We start from the raw sequence: 17,437 nt of genomic DNA, 5'->3' as shown, positions 1-17,437 counted from the left end.
CGTGTTAGTAGTTGGTATCTATAAAGCAATTCTCGTACCAACTTTTAAAAAGCAAAGCTAAAATATTGAATTCTTTATCAGAATAGAAGATTTGAGCCTTTTGCTTTGTTACTATTATACTGTGTGTAAATCTAAATGCACCATATTCAAACACTCATAATCACATTTACTTGAAAAGTAGCTTTTAGTGTATCAAATTGGTGCACATTTATTTTTCCCTTTTATAAGAGTCCTATTTTTCTTGCGATTTGCCTGAATATCCATCAGTTCCGCTTAAAATAAATTCTTAATAATTTATTTTCTGTCATGTTAATGATTTCATTATTGAATATTTTCAGCATTTTCTATTTCAAGCTAAAACTCACCTAAAGCATAAATACAAGCTATCTTATTATTATAGATATGTTTTTTATTTTTGGCCCTTAAATTGCAGATATTTCAAACAGTCGAAAGCGTGAAATACTCTGCGCCATTTTGGTGACAAGCTGCCAATCTGATTGCAACAGTTTTATGAACCTTTATGAAGCCAAACTTCAATCAAATTAATTTAACTAGCGCCATACTTACTTAAAAATAGTTTATTACTAATAAAAACTAAGTATCTTATATTAAGCTTTTAAATGGAGGTGGTACTTGTAGCGTATTTTCAAAATAACATAAGATGATTAACCTCATCTTCAATGAATTTTCTTCAACATAAAATGCAAATAAATCAGCTTATTCTCATGTAGTGATTTCTATAAAATCATTATCATGGAAATAGTTCAGCCGAAAATGTTTATTTTTTGCTATGATGATTCGCACTCCATTTTTTTAGCCGTTTTACTGCCTTTAGTTTAAGTTGGACCAGGCAGTGAAAATCTGAATCATGCGAGTATTCTTGGACTATTCGAGCACATATATGTGCGCAAATTTCAATAGGTTAGCTCATGCTTTTAATGATCGACAACTATGACTCTTTTACCTACAACATCGTGCAGTATTTTGGCGAGTTAAATCAGGAAGTAAAAGTAGTCCGTAATGATGCCGTGACATTGGAAGATATCGAGCGATGGCAACCGAAGTATATCGTCATTGGTCCTGGCCCTTGTTCTCCCTCCGAAGCAGGTATTTCTATTCCAGCGATCCAGCACTTTGCCGGTAAAATCCCCCTATTGGGCGTATGCCTGGGACATCAAAGTATTGGACAAGCTTTTGGTGGAAATGTGATTCGGGCTAAAAAAGTCATGCATGGCCGTTTATCGGAGATGTATCACAGCAATAAAGGGATTTTCAGTAATCTCCCTTGCCCATTTTCTGCAACGCGCTATCACTCACTGGTGATTGATCAGGCGACATTGCCAGAATGCCTGGAAGTGACCTGCTGGACCAATGAAGAAGATGGCTCTATGGAAGAGATCATGGGTGTGAAACATAAGACATTGCCGGTCGAAGGCGTGCAGTTCCATCCTGAATCCATTCTGAGTGAGCACGGTCATCAGATCTTTAAAAACTTTTTAGAAATTTACGCATAATGAGCGCTACAAAGATTATGAATATTCAACAAGCTTTAAATAACATCACTAAAAATATCGAACTCACTCAACCGCAAATGGAAGACGTGATGCGTACCATCATGAATGGTCAGGCCACTGATGCCCAGATTGGTGCCTTGATGATGGGACTGCGCTTAAAAGGCGAAAGTATTGATGAAATTACTGCCGCTGCACGTGTCATGCGTGAATTTGCAATTAAAATTGATGTCAGCGATCTTCCACATTTAGTTGATATTGTGGGTACAGGGGGTGACGGCCAGAACCTGTTTAACGTATCGACTGCATCAAGCTTTGTTATTGCAGCTGCTGGTGCCACCATTGCCAAACATGGTGGCCGTGGTGTGTCATCCAAATCAGGTTCTTCTGATTTGCTTGAACAGGCAGGAATTAATCTTGACCTGAACATGCAACAAACTGAACGCTGCATCCGTGAAATGGGGGTTGGCTTCCTGTTTGCACCGAATCACCATAAAGCGATGAAATATGCTGCTGGTCCGCGTAAAGAACTCGGCTTTCGCAGTATTTTCAACCTGCTTGGCCCGCTCACCAATCCGGCCGGGGTGAAACGCTTTGTGATTGGCGTATTTTCCACTGAACTTTGTCGCCCAATGGCTGAAGTATTGAAACAGCTGGGCGCAGAACATGCCATGGTAGTGCATTCTAAAGATGGCTTAGATGAAATCAGTCTTGCCTCTTCAACTTATGTGGCTGAACTGAAAGATGGTAAAATCACGGAATGGGAAATTCAGCCTGAAGCAGTCGACATTGAATCGCAAACTTTAACCGGCCTTTCTGTAGATAGTGCAGCTGAAAGCCTGGCTTTAATTAAAGATGCTTTAGGCAAGAAAAAATCTGCAATCGGTGAAAAGGCGGCAAATATGATTGCACTCAATGCCGGTGCAGGTATCTACGTTTCAGGCTTGACCCATAGCTATAAGCAAGGTGTCGCTTTGGCACATGACATTATCTATGGCGGTCAAGCTTTAGAAAAAATGGGCATTTTGTCTGAATTCACCAAAACTTTAAAAGAATACGAAGCTTAAGACGGTAGGGCAAAGATCATGGTAGATATCGCAAATACAATTTTAGGCAAAATTGTCGACCGTAAGCAGGAAGAATTTTCTGCCCGTCTTAAGCAACGCAGCTATAAAGATGTGGAAGAACTGGCACAAGCAGCAACGCCTGTGCGTGGTTTTGCACAGTCTTTACAACACAAGCGCCCAGGTGTGATTGCAGAAATCAAAAAAGCATCTCCATCTAAAGGCGTGATTCGTGAGAATTTTAATCCTACTGAAATTGCCCAGCAGTATGAGCAAGCTGGCGCAGCCTGCCTGTCTGTACTGACAGATGTGGACTTTTTTCAGGGTGCCGACGAAAATATCCAGATTGCCCGTTCACACTGTGCCCTGCCGGCATTACGCAAGGATTTTCTGATTGACCCTTATGGCGTGATTGAAGCCCGTGCCCTGCATGCAGACTGTATTCTTTTAATTGTGGCATGTCTGTCTGACCAGCAACTGGAAGAAATGTCTAAAACCGCATTCGAACATAATCTGGATGTACTGGTTGAAGTACACGATGAAGATGAGCTGGAACGTGCACTGAAACTTTCAGAACGTTGCTTGCTAGGTGTAAACAACCGCAATTTAAAAACCTTTGATGTCGATTTAAATACATCGCTGCGTTTGAAAAAATTGCTCGAACCCTCACGTTTATTGGTGACTGAAAGCGGCATTGCCACACCAGATGATGTCCACATGATGCAAGAACATGATATTCATGCCTTCCTTGTGGGTGAAAGTTTTATGAAACAGCCTCGTCCAGATCATGCCTTTACGGCATTATTTGGTCAGCCTGAAACTGTTTGATGAATAATTAAGATTATGAGTAAACATGATTCTTCGCTTTCGAAAGATCAGTACAATTTACTGAAATCTTTTAAAAAGCAAATCACTAATCCGCATTCCTCGAAGATTACGAAGCAGCCTGAGCCTGTGCAAAAGACTGCTGAACAAGAGCAGGAAGATGACTTCGCGCTTTTTCAAAAGCAAATGCAAGGTGTCAAAAAGATGGACACTAGCAACATTGCAAAACTTGAAAGAGCGTCAAAGAAAAAGCCAGATGCACAAACTTTAGCGAAACGTGCAGCTGCGACCGGCCCTATGCAAACCGATCAGGCAGAGTTGTCTGATACACAGGCCATGCTCAATCCGGTAGCCAGTCAGGCGACCTTAAGCTATCGCATTGCAACTTTGCAGCATAAAGTATTTGAAGATTTAAAAGCAGGTAACCTACGCTGGTTTGAAGCAGTTGATTTGCATGGCTGTACGGTGGAAGAAGCCCGTGTTGCGGTGCTCCAGATTATTCAAATGGCCAAAGATGAAAATCAGAATGTTATTAAAATTGTGCACGGCAAAGGTCCTGAAGCCATTTTAAAGACCTATGTCAATGGCTGGCTGCGTCAGCACCGTGATGTTTTAGCCTTTGTCAGTGCACCTGAAAAGCAAGGTGGCACCGGTGCTGTTCTGGTTCTGCTAAAACGTGCAGAAAAGAACCCAAAATTCAAACAGTAATCGGAATTTTTCTCTAAAACAGGGCATTGTAGCGGTTTTCTGCTACAATGCCGTCCTTGTTCAATATCAGTGTAAGTGAACACGTCTTATGTCTATGCAGCAATCCTACGCCAACATTTTAACTGCCGTTGGTGAAGATCTTAATCGTCCTGGTCTTAAAGATACGCCAATGCGTGCTGCTAAAGCTTTTTCGTATTTAACGTCTGGATATAGCAAAACTTTGGAAGAAGTGACAAATAATGCGGTCTTCCCTTCTGACAACCGTGAAATGGTCTTGGTCAAAAATATCGAATTCTATTCACTCTGCGAACATCATTTATTGCCATTCTATGGCCGTGTGCATATTGCCTATTTACCTGAAGGGCAGGTTTTGGGTTTATCCAAATTTGCCCGCATTACTGAAATGTTTGCACGCCGTTTGCAGATACAGGAAAACCTGACCCAGCAAATTGCTGAGGCGGTGGCTGAAGTGACTCAAGCACGTGGTGTTGCGGTAATGATTGATTCTGCGCATATGTGCATGATGATGCGCGGTGTAGGCAAACAGGAATCGACTACCCGTACTGTGTCTTTTGTGGGTGATTTCAAAACCAATAAAGATGAACGTCGTGAATTTTTGGCTGCCTTGCCTGAAAGCTATTAATTTAATTCTAAAAAAAAAGCCTCAATCGCGATTGAGGCTTTTTTGTGTGTGGTTAAATAACACCGTACAAAAATTGATATCTCCTGATTGAAGCACATATATTAAGGACCGATCATGTCGCAAATTCTGTTAGCTGGACAAGGTTTAACGCACGCTGAAAAATCAATTGATTACCCCCGCCCTGACCGTTTGGTTCAAGGCAATCCTCAACGTGAAACGTATAGCCTGTATGAACATGCCAATATGGACTGTGGCATCTGGCATTGTGAAGTCGGTTGCTGGAATATTCAGTTTGCCGACAACAAACAGGAGTTCTTTCAGGTGATTGAAGGTGTAGTTCGCATCCACGACCAAGCGACCGAAACTTATATTGAAGTGACTGCTGGAAATGCTGGGATTATTCCGCCCGGCTTTAAGGGAAGCTTTGAAGTGCTTGAAGCTGTGAAAAAATACTACGTGATTGTCGAAGCCTAACTTTTAAAAATATAACTCACCATAAATTTTCAAATAAAAAACTCCCTGAATATGAGGAGTTTTTTATTCATCGATTTGATTTTTCCAGATTAAGAACTCGCAACCTGCTTGGTGACTTGAATACAGTTTCGGCCATTATTTTTTGCTGCATAGAGTGCTGCATCTGCTGCATCCAGAAAACGCTGATAGTCTGGATGACCATCATATAATGCACAGCCGATACTGACTGTAAAATTAAAACTGATGCCCATGCTGGTACGAATGGTAGTTTCCTGAATCCGGCTACGGACCTGTTCTGCAATCTCTTGTGCCCGAACCAAATCGCTATCTACCAGCAACAATAAAAACTCTTCCCCACCTGCACGGAATGCATAATCACTGCCCTTAATGGAAGTGAGCAGGACTTCACCAATAAACTTTAAAGCTGAATCACCCGCTGCATGGCCGAATTTGTCATTAATCCGTTTAAAGTAATCGGCATCTATAGCCAGCAAAGACAAGGGAGCATTATTTTTACGGGAAAAATTAATTTCACGCGAAACAATGGTATGTAAATAGCGCCGATTGAGCAGTTGAGTAAGGGAATCACTGCCCGAGTCGATATAGTCAGCCACCTGAAACAGTTGATCGACCAGATGCTGAATCTCCCTGTTGTTTTCACGAATATGCTGGATCAGCTGAATGGCCTGCTCTCTTTCAGTGGCATTTAAAACTTGCTGGCTCAGCAAATCAATCTGGTGAATACGGTCAATAATGGTCGAGACCTGCTCAGTTCCCGTAAACGCATAAGCAGCTTTATGAATAAACCATAAGCCAAATTCAGATTTTGACAGCAAGGGATGTGTAAATTTCGGCTCATCCGAAAATACCTTAAACATCAGCTCATTTTCCCAGTCTAATAATGAACTGCGTTGCTTGTCCTTTTGCGCCGACACATCCTGCATGGCAGAAAATAAACGATAGGTATGTTTTGTGTCATTATTTTTTTCCAGATTGACTTCATAGGAGCGACACATAATTTCCGAAGCAAAACCCAGTATCTGCACAATATACGCTGCAATGGCCAGACGGTTTTCTTGCGTCTGCTCGGTCTGAAGCAAAAAGACTTTCTTCTCAATTTCACCGATACCCCGCATAATTAACCATGATGGAATGCCGATACGCGCATGGACTTTACCCACCATCAGCTGCTTTTCGACAATCTCGATAAAGTTCTGCTGCAAGGGCACATTAAAGCAATCGATTAACCATTGATTCAGCGTGATTTTTAAACGGTTCTGAACCATATCATCGGATAAGAAATAGGATGCTTCCTTTTCCTGCATGATATCTTTATAAAACTCATCGACCAGGGTCTGGGAATGCGCTTGAATAAATTGAAAAGTATCGTTTAAATCAGTTGTTGAAAAGTCCTGGCAAACCGACTTCCATTGTGCGGCAAGCACAGCAATACTTTCAGTATTCATACAATTGATTCCAACAGCTTTTGAATATGAGGGAGATGTTTAGATGACTAATATAACAAATTTTAATAAAAATAACTTTGTGAACTATTCGATGTTTTTTCATAAGTAATGAGAAAAAATAAATTTATTTTTATAAAGTATTAAAAAAAACGTACATAGCCCAGACTGGTTTTCATCCAGTCCTTATGATCTTGTTGCTGATATTGCCAATTAAAACGAATGACATTTTGCGGATTCAGGACATATTGCCACTGGGTGTTCAGTTTAAGTTGCCATTGCTTGGAATCTTCCCAATACGGTAATTCCAGCTGTAGCAGACTATTGATGTGATCTGACCAGATATTTTGACAACCTATAGTCGGTCCCATCCCGACACGCCAGCCCTGATCTAAAGCCTTGCCGGCCTGTATATGGTTTTGCAGTTGCATATAGCACAAATGTTCACGTGCCGGGTTTGCATAGCTATAGCCCATCTGAACCTGTAAATTGGCAATGCCATGTTGTTCCTGCTCACTGAACTGACCATTTTGTTCCAAAGCTTCCTGCTTCCAGCCAAAGTTAAAACCCCAGCTCAGTGGCATTTTAAATGGAGTTATAGGGTTATAAGAATTCACGTTGAGAAAATTAAAATGCTCCAGTTTCAACTCATCATCACGATACTGAATTGAACCATCCCAAAATAGCAACTGCGTACCCGTCCTGAAGCCCCCTTGCGGATCAATCAGGTCATGATAAGCCTGACGATGTCCCAACTCGACGAACTTCTCACCCTGTAACTCCCCCATATTGACCGAAAAATGACGGGCATCATGTGCTTGAGTAGGGTCTACTTTAGGGCGTTGTGGTTGTTGGCGTTGTTTTTCCAGATCTATTTCACTGCGCATACTCAATAGCTGGCGCAAGCGTGGCTGGGCAAAAACCGGCTCAACTTTACGCCCGATAAATTGCAGGTATAAATCATCATAGGCCATTTCTAAAATCTTGGCTTTATCCAAGTCCTGATACGCCTCCATTTGCCTAGACATTTCTATAGGTTCGGCAAAAGCGACTTGATGCGCCACTTTAGCCAGACTTTTGCCATGCTGTCTGGCTTGCGATAACAGCTGGGTTTCTAAAGCCGGTCTATAGATCGTTTCCTTGACCAAACCCTGCCGCTCAATGGCTTTCATGGTTTCAACAGGAATGGCTGCGACTTTAAACTGTTGCTTTAAATTCAGTGCTGGACGAACCAGATCAATCAGCCCCAATAAACGATAGGCACAGTTATCACTAACAAAGTAATAAGGAAAACTCACATGCTTCATTTCCCAAATGTGCTGTACCAAAAATCGGGTTTCGTCAGGAGTTAAGCTAAGTTCATATTCCCACAAATCCCGACTTTCCAGATCCCCATATTCCTTAACCTTACGGTAATAAGGCATTAAGGAATATTCCCCCGGATACTGCCCCGTTAGGCCATTCCAGGCAAAAGACCAGCCTTCGCCATCGGTGACTGTGGCTGCATAATTCACGGCGTAGGATACCAAATTCAGCTGTTTCTGATCTTGGGGATCCAGGCGCAGCAAGGTATGCCCAAACATGGAACTGGGATTGCCCATAAAGTCGGTTGCATAAATCAGTGTGGCTTTATAAGGCTTGATTTGACCAATCCAGTCGTCCAGTTCCGGACAAGTAACCACAGGCAATTGCTGTTCAGAAATATGCAGTTGCTGCATTAACCACTGGCTGCGTGCTGGAAAGCGACAACGCAGCGACCGATTCGGCGCTGAGGGTTGAAATAAAGCCTGAATATTGGCCTGCAATTCCTGTTTTAAATCAACTTGACCATTTGGCGATAAGAAATAACCTGCATAGCTGACTTCACTTTGCCCTTGTTTATCGGCATACATAAGTCTGCGCCAAGTAATGTCTTGATCTAGTTTTTGTTGTGCTGCACGTTCTATGTAGGGCTGAGCGATATGAGCTTCAATGCTTTGAATAGCCGTTGCCGAGTAGGTCATTGTGGAAAAGGTTAAAGCAAGAACGAACGCAAGTGATTTCATGCAAATTGGGTATTTATCTTTTGTTCAAGAAGAAAGGTAAAATAAGAAAAAACCCCGTCAGAATGACAGGGTTTTGTGTTTATCTATTATACGTAGGCTTTCAACACTTCATCTTTAGCCATCACCGCTTGCAAAGAAGCAAGTACCTGAAGTGAATCGTGATTTTCTGCAGCATAAATTTTAGTGAAGTTTTGTTTAGAAACCGCAAAAAAACGGGGTTTGTCTTGTGCTTTGATATTTAAAAGTTCAGCCAGTACATTTAGGCTTTCCCCTTCTCCAACGGCCATATCACGTGCTAAAGATTCGGCATTTTCATTGGTAAAAGTCACTGCTTGAGCAGTCACTGTCCCTGTACCGCTACAACCTAGCGTACCAAAGGTAATACCGAATAACTGGTTGGCAAAAAGTCCATTGGTTGTTGCAGCAAGAATTTTAGGTACTTTACCGGATTGACCTGCCCAGACTTGAGAACCGATACCACAACCTGCATCTCGATCTGCAAATGCTGCTGTAGAACCGAGCGCTATCACTGCAGCTAAAGCTAATTTTTTCAACATGGTTATTCTCCAAAATTTATTATTCAAGCGTTCTAATTCTTCACCATTGTGTAAATTTTATTACACCTCTGTAAGATAGCGGCAACTTTCTTATAAGGCAAAACAATTTACACCAAAGTCATCACCTACCACATAAAACATTGAAGTTATTTGTTTTTTAAAGTCCAGACTTCATCTTTGCTGCGATTACCCAATATTTTTAACACCAACACCAGACTCAAGAGCAACAGTAAATACCAGGAACCCATCTTGCCCCAGCCGACCATATGCCAGGCATCGACCTGACTGGGGTACAGCCAGATTCTGTAAAAAGTACTGATATTTTCTGCAATCCAGATTATAAACGCTAATACAATCAGTACGGGCAACATCGGGAGTTGTAGCTGATGCTGTTGCAACTGGAAGCGAATTTTGGTTTTCCAGAAAATGATCACGCTCCAGGCGAAGAGAAACAGGCGGATATCGGGAACAAAAAATTTACTCATGAAATTGATATAGGAAAAAACCGCCAAAACCAGCATATTGGGAAAGCTTGGCAGTTTCTCAAAGGACACCTGAAACAGTCTGAGTGAGCGTGCAAAAAAACTGCCCACTGCCGAATACATAAATCCGGCAAATAAGGGTACGGTCAGTATTTTAAACACCGCCGGCTGTGGATATTGCCAGGATGCTATCTGAGGATGGGTCAGAAAAATTTCCATGCCCATGGCCATGATATGAAACAAGGCAATGACTTTGGCTTCGGCCCACGATTCCAGTTTTAAATACAGCAAACAGACCTGAATGATCAAGGCATAGAACAATAAATAATCATATCTGAAGAGGCCGTAAAACTCCTGATTGCCCATAGAGGCGCTAAGTGCAAAAGCAATCAGCAGCAATATCCCAAATAAGGCAGCCGAAGCTGCCTTAAATGAGAACTCAAAACATGATTTAAAAAAACTGATCAAGGTTGAATCCTAATAATGAATTAACTCATACAGATTTAAAGATATTTAGCGCTGTATTCATGCACTGTATCAATAAACACTTTAGGATTCGCAGGATCAACCCACTGGGTAATACCATGCCCTAAATTGGCCACATAACCTGTTTTTTCACCACCCGCATAAGCGTCATCCAGCATGGCTTTGGTGGCTTTTTCAATCGATGCAGCATTACCATATAAAGTGGCCGGATCGAGGTTGCCCTGTAATGCAGCACGGCCATTCACAGTTTGACGTGCCACGTTCAAAGATGTAGTCCAGTCCAGTCCAAAGGCATCAGCACCAGTTGCCACCATCGGTTCAAGCCACTGACCGCCGCCTTTGGTAAATAAAATCACCGGAACTTTACGTCCGTCTTTTTCACGTTTTAAACCGGCAACAATTTTTTGCATGTAATTCAGTGAAAATTCGATATATTCACGATGTGCCAGCGCACCACCCCAGCTGTCAAAAATCTGTATCGCTTGTGCTCCAGCATCAATTTGCGCATTTAAATAATCAATCACCGCAATCGCCAAGCGGTCCAGCAAAGCATGTAACACTTCAGGCTGTGCATACATCATCTGTTTGGTATAGCGAAATTCCTTGCTGGAACCGCCTTCCACCATATAAGTGGCCAATGTCCACGGGCTACCCGAGAAACCGATTAACGGCACTTGACCACCCAAGGCTGAACGGATAGTGCTTACTGCATTCATCACATAATCAAGATCGGATTTGGCATTAAAATTGGGTAAATTCGCCACATCTTGCTCGGTACGGATAGTCTTATGGAATTTTGGACCTTCTCCCGCTTCAAAATACAAGCCCAACCCCAAAGCATCTGGCACGGTTAAAATATCTGAAAATAGAATGGCAGCGTCCAGGTCATAACGACGCAAAGGCTGTAAGGTCACTTCACAGGCAAAATCATTATTTTTGCACAGGGAAAGGAAATCACCTGCTTTGGCACGTGTTTCACGATATTCAGGCAAATAACGTCCTGCTTGACGCATCATCCAAACTGGTGTGGTATCTACCGGCTCACGCAATAAGGCCCGCAGAAAACGATCGTTTTTTAGCGTCGTCATTTACTTTCCCATCTCATTTTTAATCTTCGAACCATCATAACAAAAAGGTCGAAAATTTAGTAACTTCTCTTGCAGCTAAAAATCGATCACGTTAAATGTAAAATTTTTTTTACACAAAACAAATACTGCATCTCCTCATTTTTTCTGCAATACTTGCCTAGTTTTGTCACATAGTTAATGAATAATTCTTAAGGTTGAATTACATGTACGTTCGCACATTACTCGCCATGAGTTTAAGTTGCATTTTTGCGGGTACAGCGTTTGCCGCATCTACTGCTGAACAACCATTAAATCCTCAAAAGATTGCGAATACGGCGGTTCAAGATCCGATTGACCCACTGGCAACCGATGCCGCATCTGGTGCTGCAAGCACTGCGAATGCACAGATTACCCCACAAGAACAAAATGACCTGAACAAGGCCTCGCAAACCCTGCAAGATCTTCAAAATACTGAAGATAATAATGCTGCGATTGGTGCTGCACCGACTACAAAAACACTGAGCACGCCAACTACTACTCCTGCTTCTGCGAAAGCCTCTTGGACCTTAGAAGGTTTAAATAACGCTACATGGTATGACAATATTGGTAAAGGCCAATTCCCTGTTTATGCACGTGCCCATGTGATGCTCAACAATGCCCATGCTTCTCCAGGTGCGATTGATGGTGCTAGTGGTAAAAATACCCTCAAAGCCATTGCATCCTTCCAGCAAATCAACGGCATTAAACCGACAGGTATTTTAACTCAGGAAACTTGGGATGCTTTGATTGCTCGCCAAGGTGCTAAGCCTGCATTTATTGAATATACAATTACCGATGCAGACTTGAAAGGTCCTTATGCACAAACCATTCCGCATGATTATGCCTTGCAAGCCAAAATGAAAGGTTTGTATTACACGCGCGTAACCGAAATGCTGGGTGAAAAATTCCATATGGATGAAGACTTTTTGAAAAAGTTAAATCCTAAGGCAACCTTCAAAAAAGCTGGTGAAAAAATTATTGTGGCCAATATCCGCAATGAAGTTCCAGAAGATATTCATCTGATCGTTGCGCATAAAGGTGCGAAACAACTGTACTTATTTAATAGTCGTAACCAGATGATTGGCTCATTCCCTGCCACAATTGGTAGCTCAGATACACCATCCCCTACAGGTACTTATAAAATTACCGGTGTAGCGCAAAACCCATGGTACAGCTATTCACCAAGTAACTTTATTCAAGGCAATAATACAAAACCGCTTTCTTTACCACCAGGTCCAAATGCTCCTGTCGGAAACATTTGGATCGGTTTAAGTAAAAAATCATTTGGTATCCACGGTACACCAAATCCATCTGCCATTTCTAAAACTGCATCGCATGGCTGTATCCGTTTGACCAACTGGGATGCTAATGATTTGGGTAAAAAAGTCAAATCGGGTGTCACGGTTAAATTCCTGGAATAATCCCTGCACCCTGTATCAAGAAAAGCCTGCATCTGTTGCAGGCTTTTTTATAAACTACTGCCTCAACAATATAAACATCATCGTTTCAAAAACAGGATGACTTGTTGCCGTTTTATGATTTCTATGTCATTTTCAAACCATTAAAATAAGCTCATGTTTAAAATAATGATAGGAGCATCAATATGAATGCTTTTTTACACCCCAGTGACAACCGCGGTCATGTAAACATGGGCTGGCTTGAGTCTAAACACAGCTTCTCCTTTGGTAGCTGGTATAATCCAAAACTCATGGGTATCAGCGCCTTGCGTGTAATTAATGATGACTTAATCGCAGCGCATAATGGTTTTGGCACCCATCCCCATGACAATATGGAAATCTTGACCTGTGTGCTTAAGGGAACGATTTCTCATAAAGACAGCATGGGTAATGAAGGTGGAATTTCTGCCGGTGAATGGCAACTGATGAGTGCCGGCACAGGTGTTCAGCACAGTGAAATTAACCAAGGTGATGAGCCGGTTCATTTATTACAGATCTGGATTATTCCAAATGAACGCAATGCAGAACCAAACTATCAACAAATCAAATGTGACCCACGTGAACAGCCGAATCAATGGCATTTGATTGTTGGTCCTAATGAAAATGCACCGATGCATATTCGTCAGCAAGCCGAAGTTAAAACTGCAGTGATTAACCAGGGTCAAAGCCTAAACATTGAAGCGACCCAATATATTAATTATGTGCATGTTATTTCGGGTTCAATCAAGATTGCAGAGCATACTGTAGAAGCTGGCGGTGCCATTGCCTTTTTAGAGGCAAGTCAGATTGAAGCTTTGCAAGATGCTCAAGTCATCTGGTTTGATTTGCCTGAACTGCAAGATTAAAGTCATTTTATACCTCCAAGTTCGAGATGATTACTGTCAGGTAGTCATCTCAAACTATTTAAATAAAATAATAAAATGAATAATTTATTCAAATTTAATTGTTGTCTATAGCCTGTCTTATCGATCTATACAAAAATATAAATCTAACCAATCAGCAGCACTTTTTTACCCAAATCAACTGCTTTTTAGGCGAAAATCAAGCTTGTCGTTTGTATGCAATTACCCGATAAAAAGCCCTTTAATCAATCAGGACTCGTCTGGTCACACCTCGTTTCAAAAGCTTAAATAAGCTCCAAAACCTCGGAATTGGTTTTTAATAATCAGAAGAGAACATCCATATGAACCAAATTTTGAATGTCGATACCGTTCAACAACAGGCTTTGCTTTTTTTATTAGATTTCTTAAAACAACGAGACTATCAGTTTACCGCCATTACCCCACTTTCCCATCAAAGTATTCTGAGCCGAAAAAGACAAGAAAAGAACACCCTAATTACGCTTCGAGATATATTTGGCTGGAATTTGGCATTTGCCGAAACCGATCTTGATCCGGCACTTTTTGAAATTCTAAAAGAAAATCGGCTCATCCATTTTCAGGATGATCATCAATGGCTGAGTGATGTACGTGTCGCTTCGCTTGATCGTGAATTATTTATTCATTCAAGTTTCCCAACCCTTCAACACGATTCGGTATTTTTTGGTCCCGATACTTACCGCTTTGCATACCATCTTAAACAATATTTAGCAGCTCGTCCCCATTCATTTAAACGTGCTGTGGAATTGTGCTGTGGCAGTTCGGCTGCTGCGATTAGTCTGGCTAAACATTATCCTGACTTTAATGAAATAACCGTGTCGGATCTTAATCCGAAAGCATTGTTGTATAGTCAAATCAATGCCAGCTTTGCAGGTTTAAATAATATCACTCCGGTTTACAGCAATTTATTTACTTATCTTGCAGGACAGTTCGATCTTATTTTTGCCAATCCGCCTTATTTAATGGATGCTGATCAGCGTCAATATCGTCATGGTGGCGATCAACTCGATGGTAATGAACTCGCCTTCAATATTGTAAAAGAAGGCATTCAGCGGCTTAATCCTCAAGGATGTTTATTTTTATATACCGGTGTAGCTATTCGTCCAGACGGTAACCCTTTTTTACAACAGCTTGAAAAGTTGATGCTGTCGCAACCGAGTATCGATTGGTGTTATGAAGAAATTGATCCCGATGTTTTTGGTGAAGAACTGGATCAGCCTGCTTATCAGCAGATTGAAAGGATTGCTTTGGTTTTGGTGAAGGCGGAACTGATGGATTAAAAGCGGCTGCAATATTGAAAGACTTTAAAAGGCGTTTAGCTAAAATCGAAACCATTAAAAAATAAAGCGACTACAGTTAAATCAGTCGCCGCTTTTCCACCTATTCTGTTTTAGGATGAATTAGGAAGCTATAGCTGAACCGCATCAATGACAGTCGGCTCTGCAATATCATCGACACGTTTTTTAAAATGGGGGACCCGGCGGGACTTATTCATCAGCGCATCGTCAAATTAACTCCAAAATATCAGCCTGTTGAGCCTGCTGTATCAGCCAGTCTTTAAATGCACTCAGCTTGAGTAAAGTCCGGCATTCTTCTCTGTAAACAACATAATAAGCCAAAGTGGAAGGACATTTTATTTCTGGATACAGGCGGACCAGACGCCCTGCTCTTAAATCATCATAGATCATGACACTTCTCGCGAGTGCTACTCCTTGACCATTAATTGCAGCCTGTAATACCGCAGCTGAATTATTGATTTTGAGACCCCGTGGATTATCTTCATTAGTTATTTGATGAAAATGTAACCATGTATATCCCAAGTCGTGAAACCAGAGTGATGATCCATTGAAAGATCATGAATTAAAGGTAAATTTAACAATCCTTCAGGAGACTTTAATTGTTCTAAATGTGCTTGATAAAAGGTGGGTGAACAGACGGGAAACGTTTCTTCTCCCATTAATTTTTCAGCGACAAGTCCAGACCAGCTTCCACTCCCATTGTCAGGTTAGCCTGTTCTTTCAGTGCTGGAGCTTTATTAGATATTTGGAGATGGCAAATCATGAATATTGCTCTCCTACCTTGGATTATTCTATCGGCCTTATCTCTGTTATGGCTGCATAAAAAAGATGCAAAAGCAATTTAACTGCTGGAAGGGAAAAATATACCCCTTCATATTTTATGAGGTCTGTGAATATAGAAACTTCTACATGACAAAAACAGTTTGAAATTTATATCTCAACTGCAATTTACGATTCTCAGCGTAATTCCGATAAGATTGGAATAGCTTTTATGTTAAGACTCTGATGAGTTCTAGCGAACAAGGATTGCTTTTCTTGTTATTCTTTCTAGTATTCTTCAAACTCTTTGTAAATACTTTTCACTACTAGAATGTCACCAGCATTATCCACAGCTATTTGAATCAGATGATGTTCTGTCTGTTAACGAACATAGTTCCTGTTCATCACTGACCATACATGGACTGGGATAAAGCACGATACATCAGAAAGAAAACCAACTGACGCATCGTTCACGAAATTAGTATTCGTAGTTATTATCGATAGACCATTCCTGTAACTTTCCAAACAAGATCTGGTCATTAAAGAGCAAGTCATTTTTTGCAAGTACTTTACTCTCATCTGTTGGACAGAAACCATCATCACAGTCTGAATCGACGACCCAACAACCACGGACAAACAGGATTTCATTTCCTTCTTGCTCCAGCTGTTTTTTCACCCGTTGAATTGCTTCATCGATGTTTTTTGCGCCTAAATAAGCTGTCACATACGCATAAGATTCCGATGGATCTGATGCTTTTTTAAATTCAATGCCTACACAAAAAAGATATTTTTTCATTATCGACTCCTGATTGATATGAATTGTCTGATTCAATTGGTTCAATTCCATGAACAGCTTTATGATTAACATACCGTATCTTGATTCAGCAGACCAGTGAGAACTCCCACTGATCTGTGTTTAAAACTTAATACGCTAATTTCAACAGCAATCTAAATAGCCCTGCAACCAAGGCCAAGCTTAAAAAACCAGCCAGCCATAAGCCAATAAACCATTTCAATTCAGAAATTTTCATTCAGCCTCCTTAATGATAACCTTCATCACCCACACGCACTTTATCCCTGAAAACCCAATACGATAATCCGGTATAAATAAGAATGATCGGAATTAAGATCAGTGCGCCAATAAGGGCAAATAATTGACTACTGGCAGGTGCTGCAGCCTCCCAGATAGTGATAGATGGTGGAATGACATAAGGCCATAAACTAATCAGAAAACCGCTATAAGCGAGAATTACCAAAGCCAAAGTATAAATGAATGGCAGGAACTCCTTGCGCTGCTTACAGGCTTTGATTGCCAGGAAGGTAAACAGCAGAACCAGTACGGGTACCGGGCTAAAATAAAAGAGTTGCGGTTGACTGAACCAGCGCGCTGCAATTTCATGATGAAGCAAAGGCGTATAAATACTGACACAGGCAAAAATCAGCAATAATGCGATGAGCAGTTTTGGCATCAGTTCAAACATGCGATTCTGCAGCATTTTTTCGGTTTTAAAGATCAACCAGCCACATCCCAAGGTTGCATACAGTACAACCACACTTAGACCGGTAAACAGGGAAAAAGGTGTTAACCAGTCCAGACCACCGCCAGTATAGATGCCATTCGTGGTTTTAATCCCCTGAATATAGGCTCCCAAAATCAATCCTTGGAAAAATGAGCTCAAGA

Annotated in this window: 18 protein-coding genes; 9 read left to right on the top strand and 9 right to left on the bottom strand. The window is 41.2% G+C overall.

The genetic code is table 11. The features are described from left to right. Window positions 1-929: 929 nt before the first annotated feature. From GTU69_RS09735 to GTU69_RS09710, 6 genes are all read left to right on the top strand, one after another. Window positions 930-1,514 carry an aminodeoxychorismate/anthranilate synthase component II gene (locus GTU69_RS09735; protein ID WP_166170120.1) on the top strand — a complete coding sequence of 195 codons (585 nt, stop codon included), beginning with the start codon at window positions 930-932 and terminating at the stop codon, window positions 1,512-1,514. A gap of 17 nt (window positions 1,515-1,531) precedes the next feature. Further along, window positions 1,532-2,578, top strand: coding sequence for an anthranilate phosphoribosyltransferase (gene trpD, locus GTU69_RS09730; RefSeq protein WP_166170118.1), 1,047 nt, complete (start codon window positions 1,532-1,534; stop codon window positions 2,576-2,578). Window positions 2,579-2,596: 18 nt separating this feature from the next. Beyond that, window positions 2,597-3,403 carry an indole-3-glycerol phosphate synthase TrpC gene (gene trpC, locus GTU69_RS09725; protein WP_166170116.1) on the top strand — a complete coding sequence of 269 codons (807 nt, stop codon included), beginning with the start codon at window positions 2,597-2,599 and terminating at the stop codon, window positions 3,401-3,403. Window positions 3,404-3,418: 15 nt separating this feature from the next. Beyond that, entirely contained in the window at window positions 3,419-4,108 is a 690-nt protein-coding gene (locus tag GTU69_RS09720) for a Smr/MutS family protein (RefSeq protein WP_166170114.1), read from the top strand. A gap of 94 nt (window positions 4,109-4,202) precedes the next feature. Next, entirely contained in the window at window positions 4,203-4,751 is a 549-nt protein-coding gene (gene folE / locus GTU69_RS09715) for a GTP cyclohydrolase I FolE (RefSeq protein ID WP_171522021.1), read from the top strand. A 114-nt stretch (window positions 4,752-4,865) separates the two neighbouring features. Continuing rightward, window positions 4,866-5,225, top strand: coding sequence for a cupin domain-containing protein (locus tag GTU69_RS09710; protein ID WP_166170110.1), 360 nt, complete (start codon window positions 4,866-4,868; stop codon window positions 5,223-5,225). A gap of 89 nt (window positions 5,226-5,314) precedes the next feature. Here GTU69_RS09710 and GTU69_RS09705 read toward each other — a convergent pair whose 3' ends face one another. From GTU69_RS09705 to hemE, 5 genes are all read right to left on the bottom strand, one after another. Next, window positions 5,315-6,691 carry a diguanylate cyclase gene (locus tag GTU69_RS09705; RefSeq protein WP_166170108.1) on the bottom strand — a complete coding sequence of 459 codons (1,377 nt, stop codon included), beginning with the start codon at window positions 6,689-6,691 and terminating at the stop codon, window positions 5,315-5,317. 140 nt (window positions 6,692-6,831) lie between these two features. Continuing rightward, complete coding sequence (locus tag GTU69_RS09700) at window positions 6,832-8,733, bottom strand: DUF4105 domain-containing protein (RefSeq protein ID WP_166170106.1); 1,902 nt, start codon at window positions 8,731-8,733, stop codon at window positions 6,832-6,834. 86 nt (window positions 8,734-8,819) lie between these two features. Continuing rightward, window positions 8,820-9,290, bottom strand: a complete 471-nt coding sequence (locus tag GTU69_RS09695) for a DUF3015 family protein (protein WP_166170104.1) — start codon at window positions 9,288-9,290, stop codon at window positions 8,820-8,822. A 146-nt stretch (window positions 9,291-9,436) separates the two neighbouring features. Then, window positions 9,437-10,237: a DUF817 family protein gene (locus tag GTU69_RS09690; RefSeq protein ID WP_171522020.1), complete on the bottom strand. Its 801-nt coding sequence runs from the start codon at window positions 10,235-10,237 to the stop codon at window positions 9,437-9,439. 38 nt (window positions 10,238-10,275) lie between these two features. Then, window positions 10,276-11,346, bottom strand: a complete 1,071-nt coding sequence (gene hemE / locus GTU69_RS09685; protein ID WP_086194973.1) for a uroporphyrinogen decarboxylase — start codon at window positions 11,344-11,346, stop codon at window positions 10,276-10,278. Between the two features lie 203 nt (window positions 11,347-11,549). Here hemE and GTU69_RS09680 point away from each other — a divergent pair, with 203 nt between their 5' ends. The 3 genes from GTU69_RS09680 to GTU69_RS09670 all read left to right on the top strand — a co-directional run bounded on the left by GTU69_RS09680 (window position 11,550) and on the right by GTU69_RS09670 (window position 14,979). Further along, window positions 11,550-12,785, top strand: coding sequence for a L,D-transpeptidase (locus tag GTU69_RS09680; RefSeq protein ID WP_086194972.1), 1,236 nt, complete (start codon window positions 11,550-11,552; stop codon window positions 12,783-12,785). Window positions 12,786-12,967: 182 nt separating this feature from the next. Next, window positions 12,968-13,666 carry a pirin-like bicupin family protein gene (locus GTU69_RS09675; RefSeq protein WP_166170100.1) on the top strand — a complete coding sequence of 233 codons (699 nt, stop codon included), beginning with the start codon at window positions 12,968-12,970 and terminating at the stop codon, window positions 13,664-13,666. Between the two features lie 338 nt (window positions 13,667-14,004). Next, on the top strand, window positions 14,005-14,979 hold the full coding sequence (locus tag GTU69_RS09670; RefSeq protein WP_166170098.1) for a class I SAM-dependent methyltransferase: 975 nt from the start codon (window positions 14,005-14,007) through the stop codon (window positions 14,977-14,979). Between the two features lie 225 nt (window positions 14,980-15,204). Here GTU69_RS09670 and GTU69_RS09665 read toward each other — a convergent pair whose 3' ends face one another. From GTU69_RS09665 to GTU69_RS09650, 4 genes are all read right to left on the bottom strand, one after another. Continuing rightward, window positions 15,205-15,519, bottom strand: a complete 315-nt coding sequence (locus GTU69_RS09665) for a LysR substrate-binding domain-containing protein (protein WP_240921618.1) — start codon at window positions 15,517-15,519, stop codon at window positions 15,205-15,207. 715 nt (window positions 15,520-16,234) lie between these two features. Next, window positions 16,235-16,552, bottom strand: a complete 318-nt coding sequence (locus tag GTU69_RS09660; RefSeq protein ID WP_086194969.1) for a hypothetical protein — start codon at window positions 16,550-16,552, stop codon at window positions 16,235-16,237. Between the two features lie 127 nt (window positions 16,553-16,679). Continuing rightward, entirely contained in the window at window positions 16,680-16,787 is a 108-nt protein-coding gene (locus GTU69_RS09655; RefSeq protein ID WP_004973777.1) for a DUF2474 family protein, read from the bottom strand. Window positions 16,788-16,796: 9 nt separating this feature from the next. After that, a partial coding sequence (locus GTU69_RS09650; RefSeq protein WP_171522018.1) for a cytochrome d ubiquinol oxidase subunit II occupies window positions 16,797-17,437 on the bottom strand: 641 nt, incomplete at its 5' end.

This window comes from Acinetobacter sp. SA01 (assembly GCF_011319235.1).
Lineage (GTDB): Bacteria > Pseudomonadota > Gammaproteobacteria > Pseudomonadales > Moraxellaceae > Acinetobacter.
This window is presented reverse-complemented; position numbering and strand designations above follow the sequence as displayed.

Bases quoted from the DNA above. Each gene is read 5' to 3' on its own strand.
- GTU69_RS09735 (WP_166170120.1), top strand. From the start codon at position 930: ATGCTTTTAATGATCGACAACTATGACTCTTTTACCTACAACATCGTG.
- trpD (WP_166170118.1), top strand. From the start codon at position 1,532: ATGAATATTCAACAAGCTTTAAATAACATCACTAAAAATATCGAACTC.
- trpC (WP_166170116.1), top strand. From the start codon at position 2,597: ATGGTAGATATCGCAAATACAATTTTAGGCAAAATTGTCGACCGTAAG.
- GTU69_RS09720 (WP_166170114.1), top strand. From the start codon at position 3,419: ATGAGTAAACATGATTCTTCGCTTTCGAAAGATCAGTACAATTTACTG.
- folE (WP_171522021.1), top strand. From the start codon at position 4,203: ATGCAGCAATCCTACGCCAACATTTTAACTGCCGTTGGTGAAGATCTT.
- GTU69_RS09710 (WP_166170110.1), top strand. From the start codon at position 4,866: ATGTCGCAAATTCTGTTAGCTGGACAAGGTTTAACGCACGCTGAAAAA.
- GTU69_RS09705 (WP_166170108.1), bottom strand. From the start codon at position 6,691: ATGAATACTGAAAGTATTGCTGTGCTTGCCGCACAATGGAAGTCGGTT.
- GTU69_RS09700 (WP_166170106.1), bottom strand. From the start codon at position 8,733: ATGAAATCACTTGCGTTCGTTCTTGCTTTAACCTTTTCCACAATGACC.
- GTU69_RS09695 (WP_166170104.1), bottom strand. From the start codon at position 9,290: ATGTTGAAAAAATTAGCTTTAGCTGCAGTGATAGCGCTCGGTTCTACA.
- hemE (WP_086194973.1), bottom strand. From the start codon at position 11,346: ATGACGACGCTAAAAAACGATCGTTTTCTGCGGGCCTTATTGCGTGAG.
- GTU69_RS09680 (WP_086194972.1), top strand. From the start codon at position 11,550: ATGTACGTTCGCACATTACTCGCCATGAGTTTAAGTTGCATTTTTGCG.
- GTU69_RS09675 (WP_166170100.1), top strand. From the start codon at position 12,968: ATGAATGCTTTTTTACACCCCAGTGACAACCGCGGTCATGTAAACATG.
- GTU69_RS09670 (WP_166170098.1), top strand. From the start codon at position 14,005: ATGAACCAAATTTTGAATGTCGATACCGTTCAACAACAGGCTTTGCTT.
- GTU69_RS09660 (WP_086194969.1), bottom strand. From the start codon at position 16,552: ATGAAAAAATATCTTTTTTGTGTAGGCATTGAATTTAAAAAAGCATCA.
- GTU69_RS09655 (WP_004973777.1), bottom strand. From the start codon at position 16,787: ATGAAAATTTCTGAATTGAAATGGTTTATTGGCTTATGGCTGGCTGGT.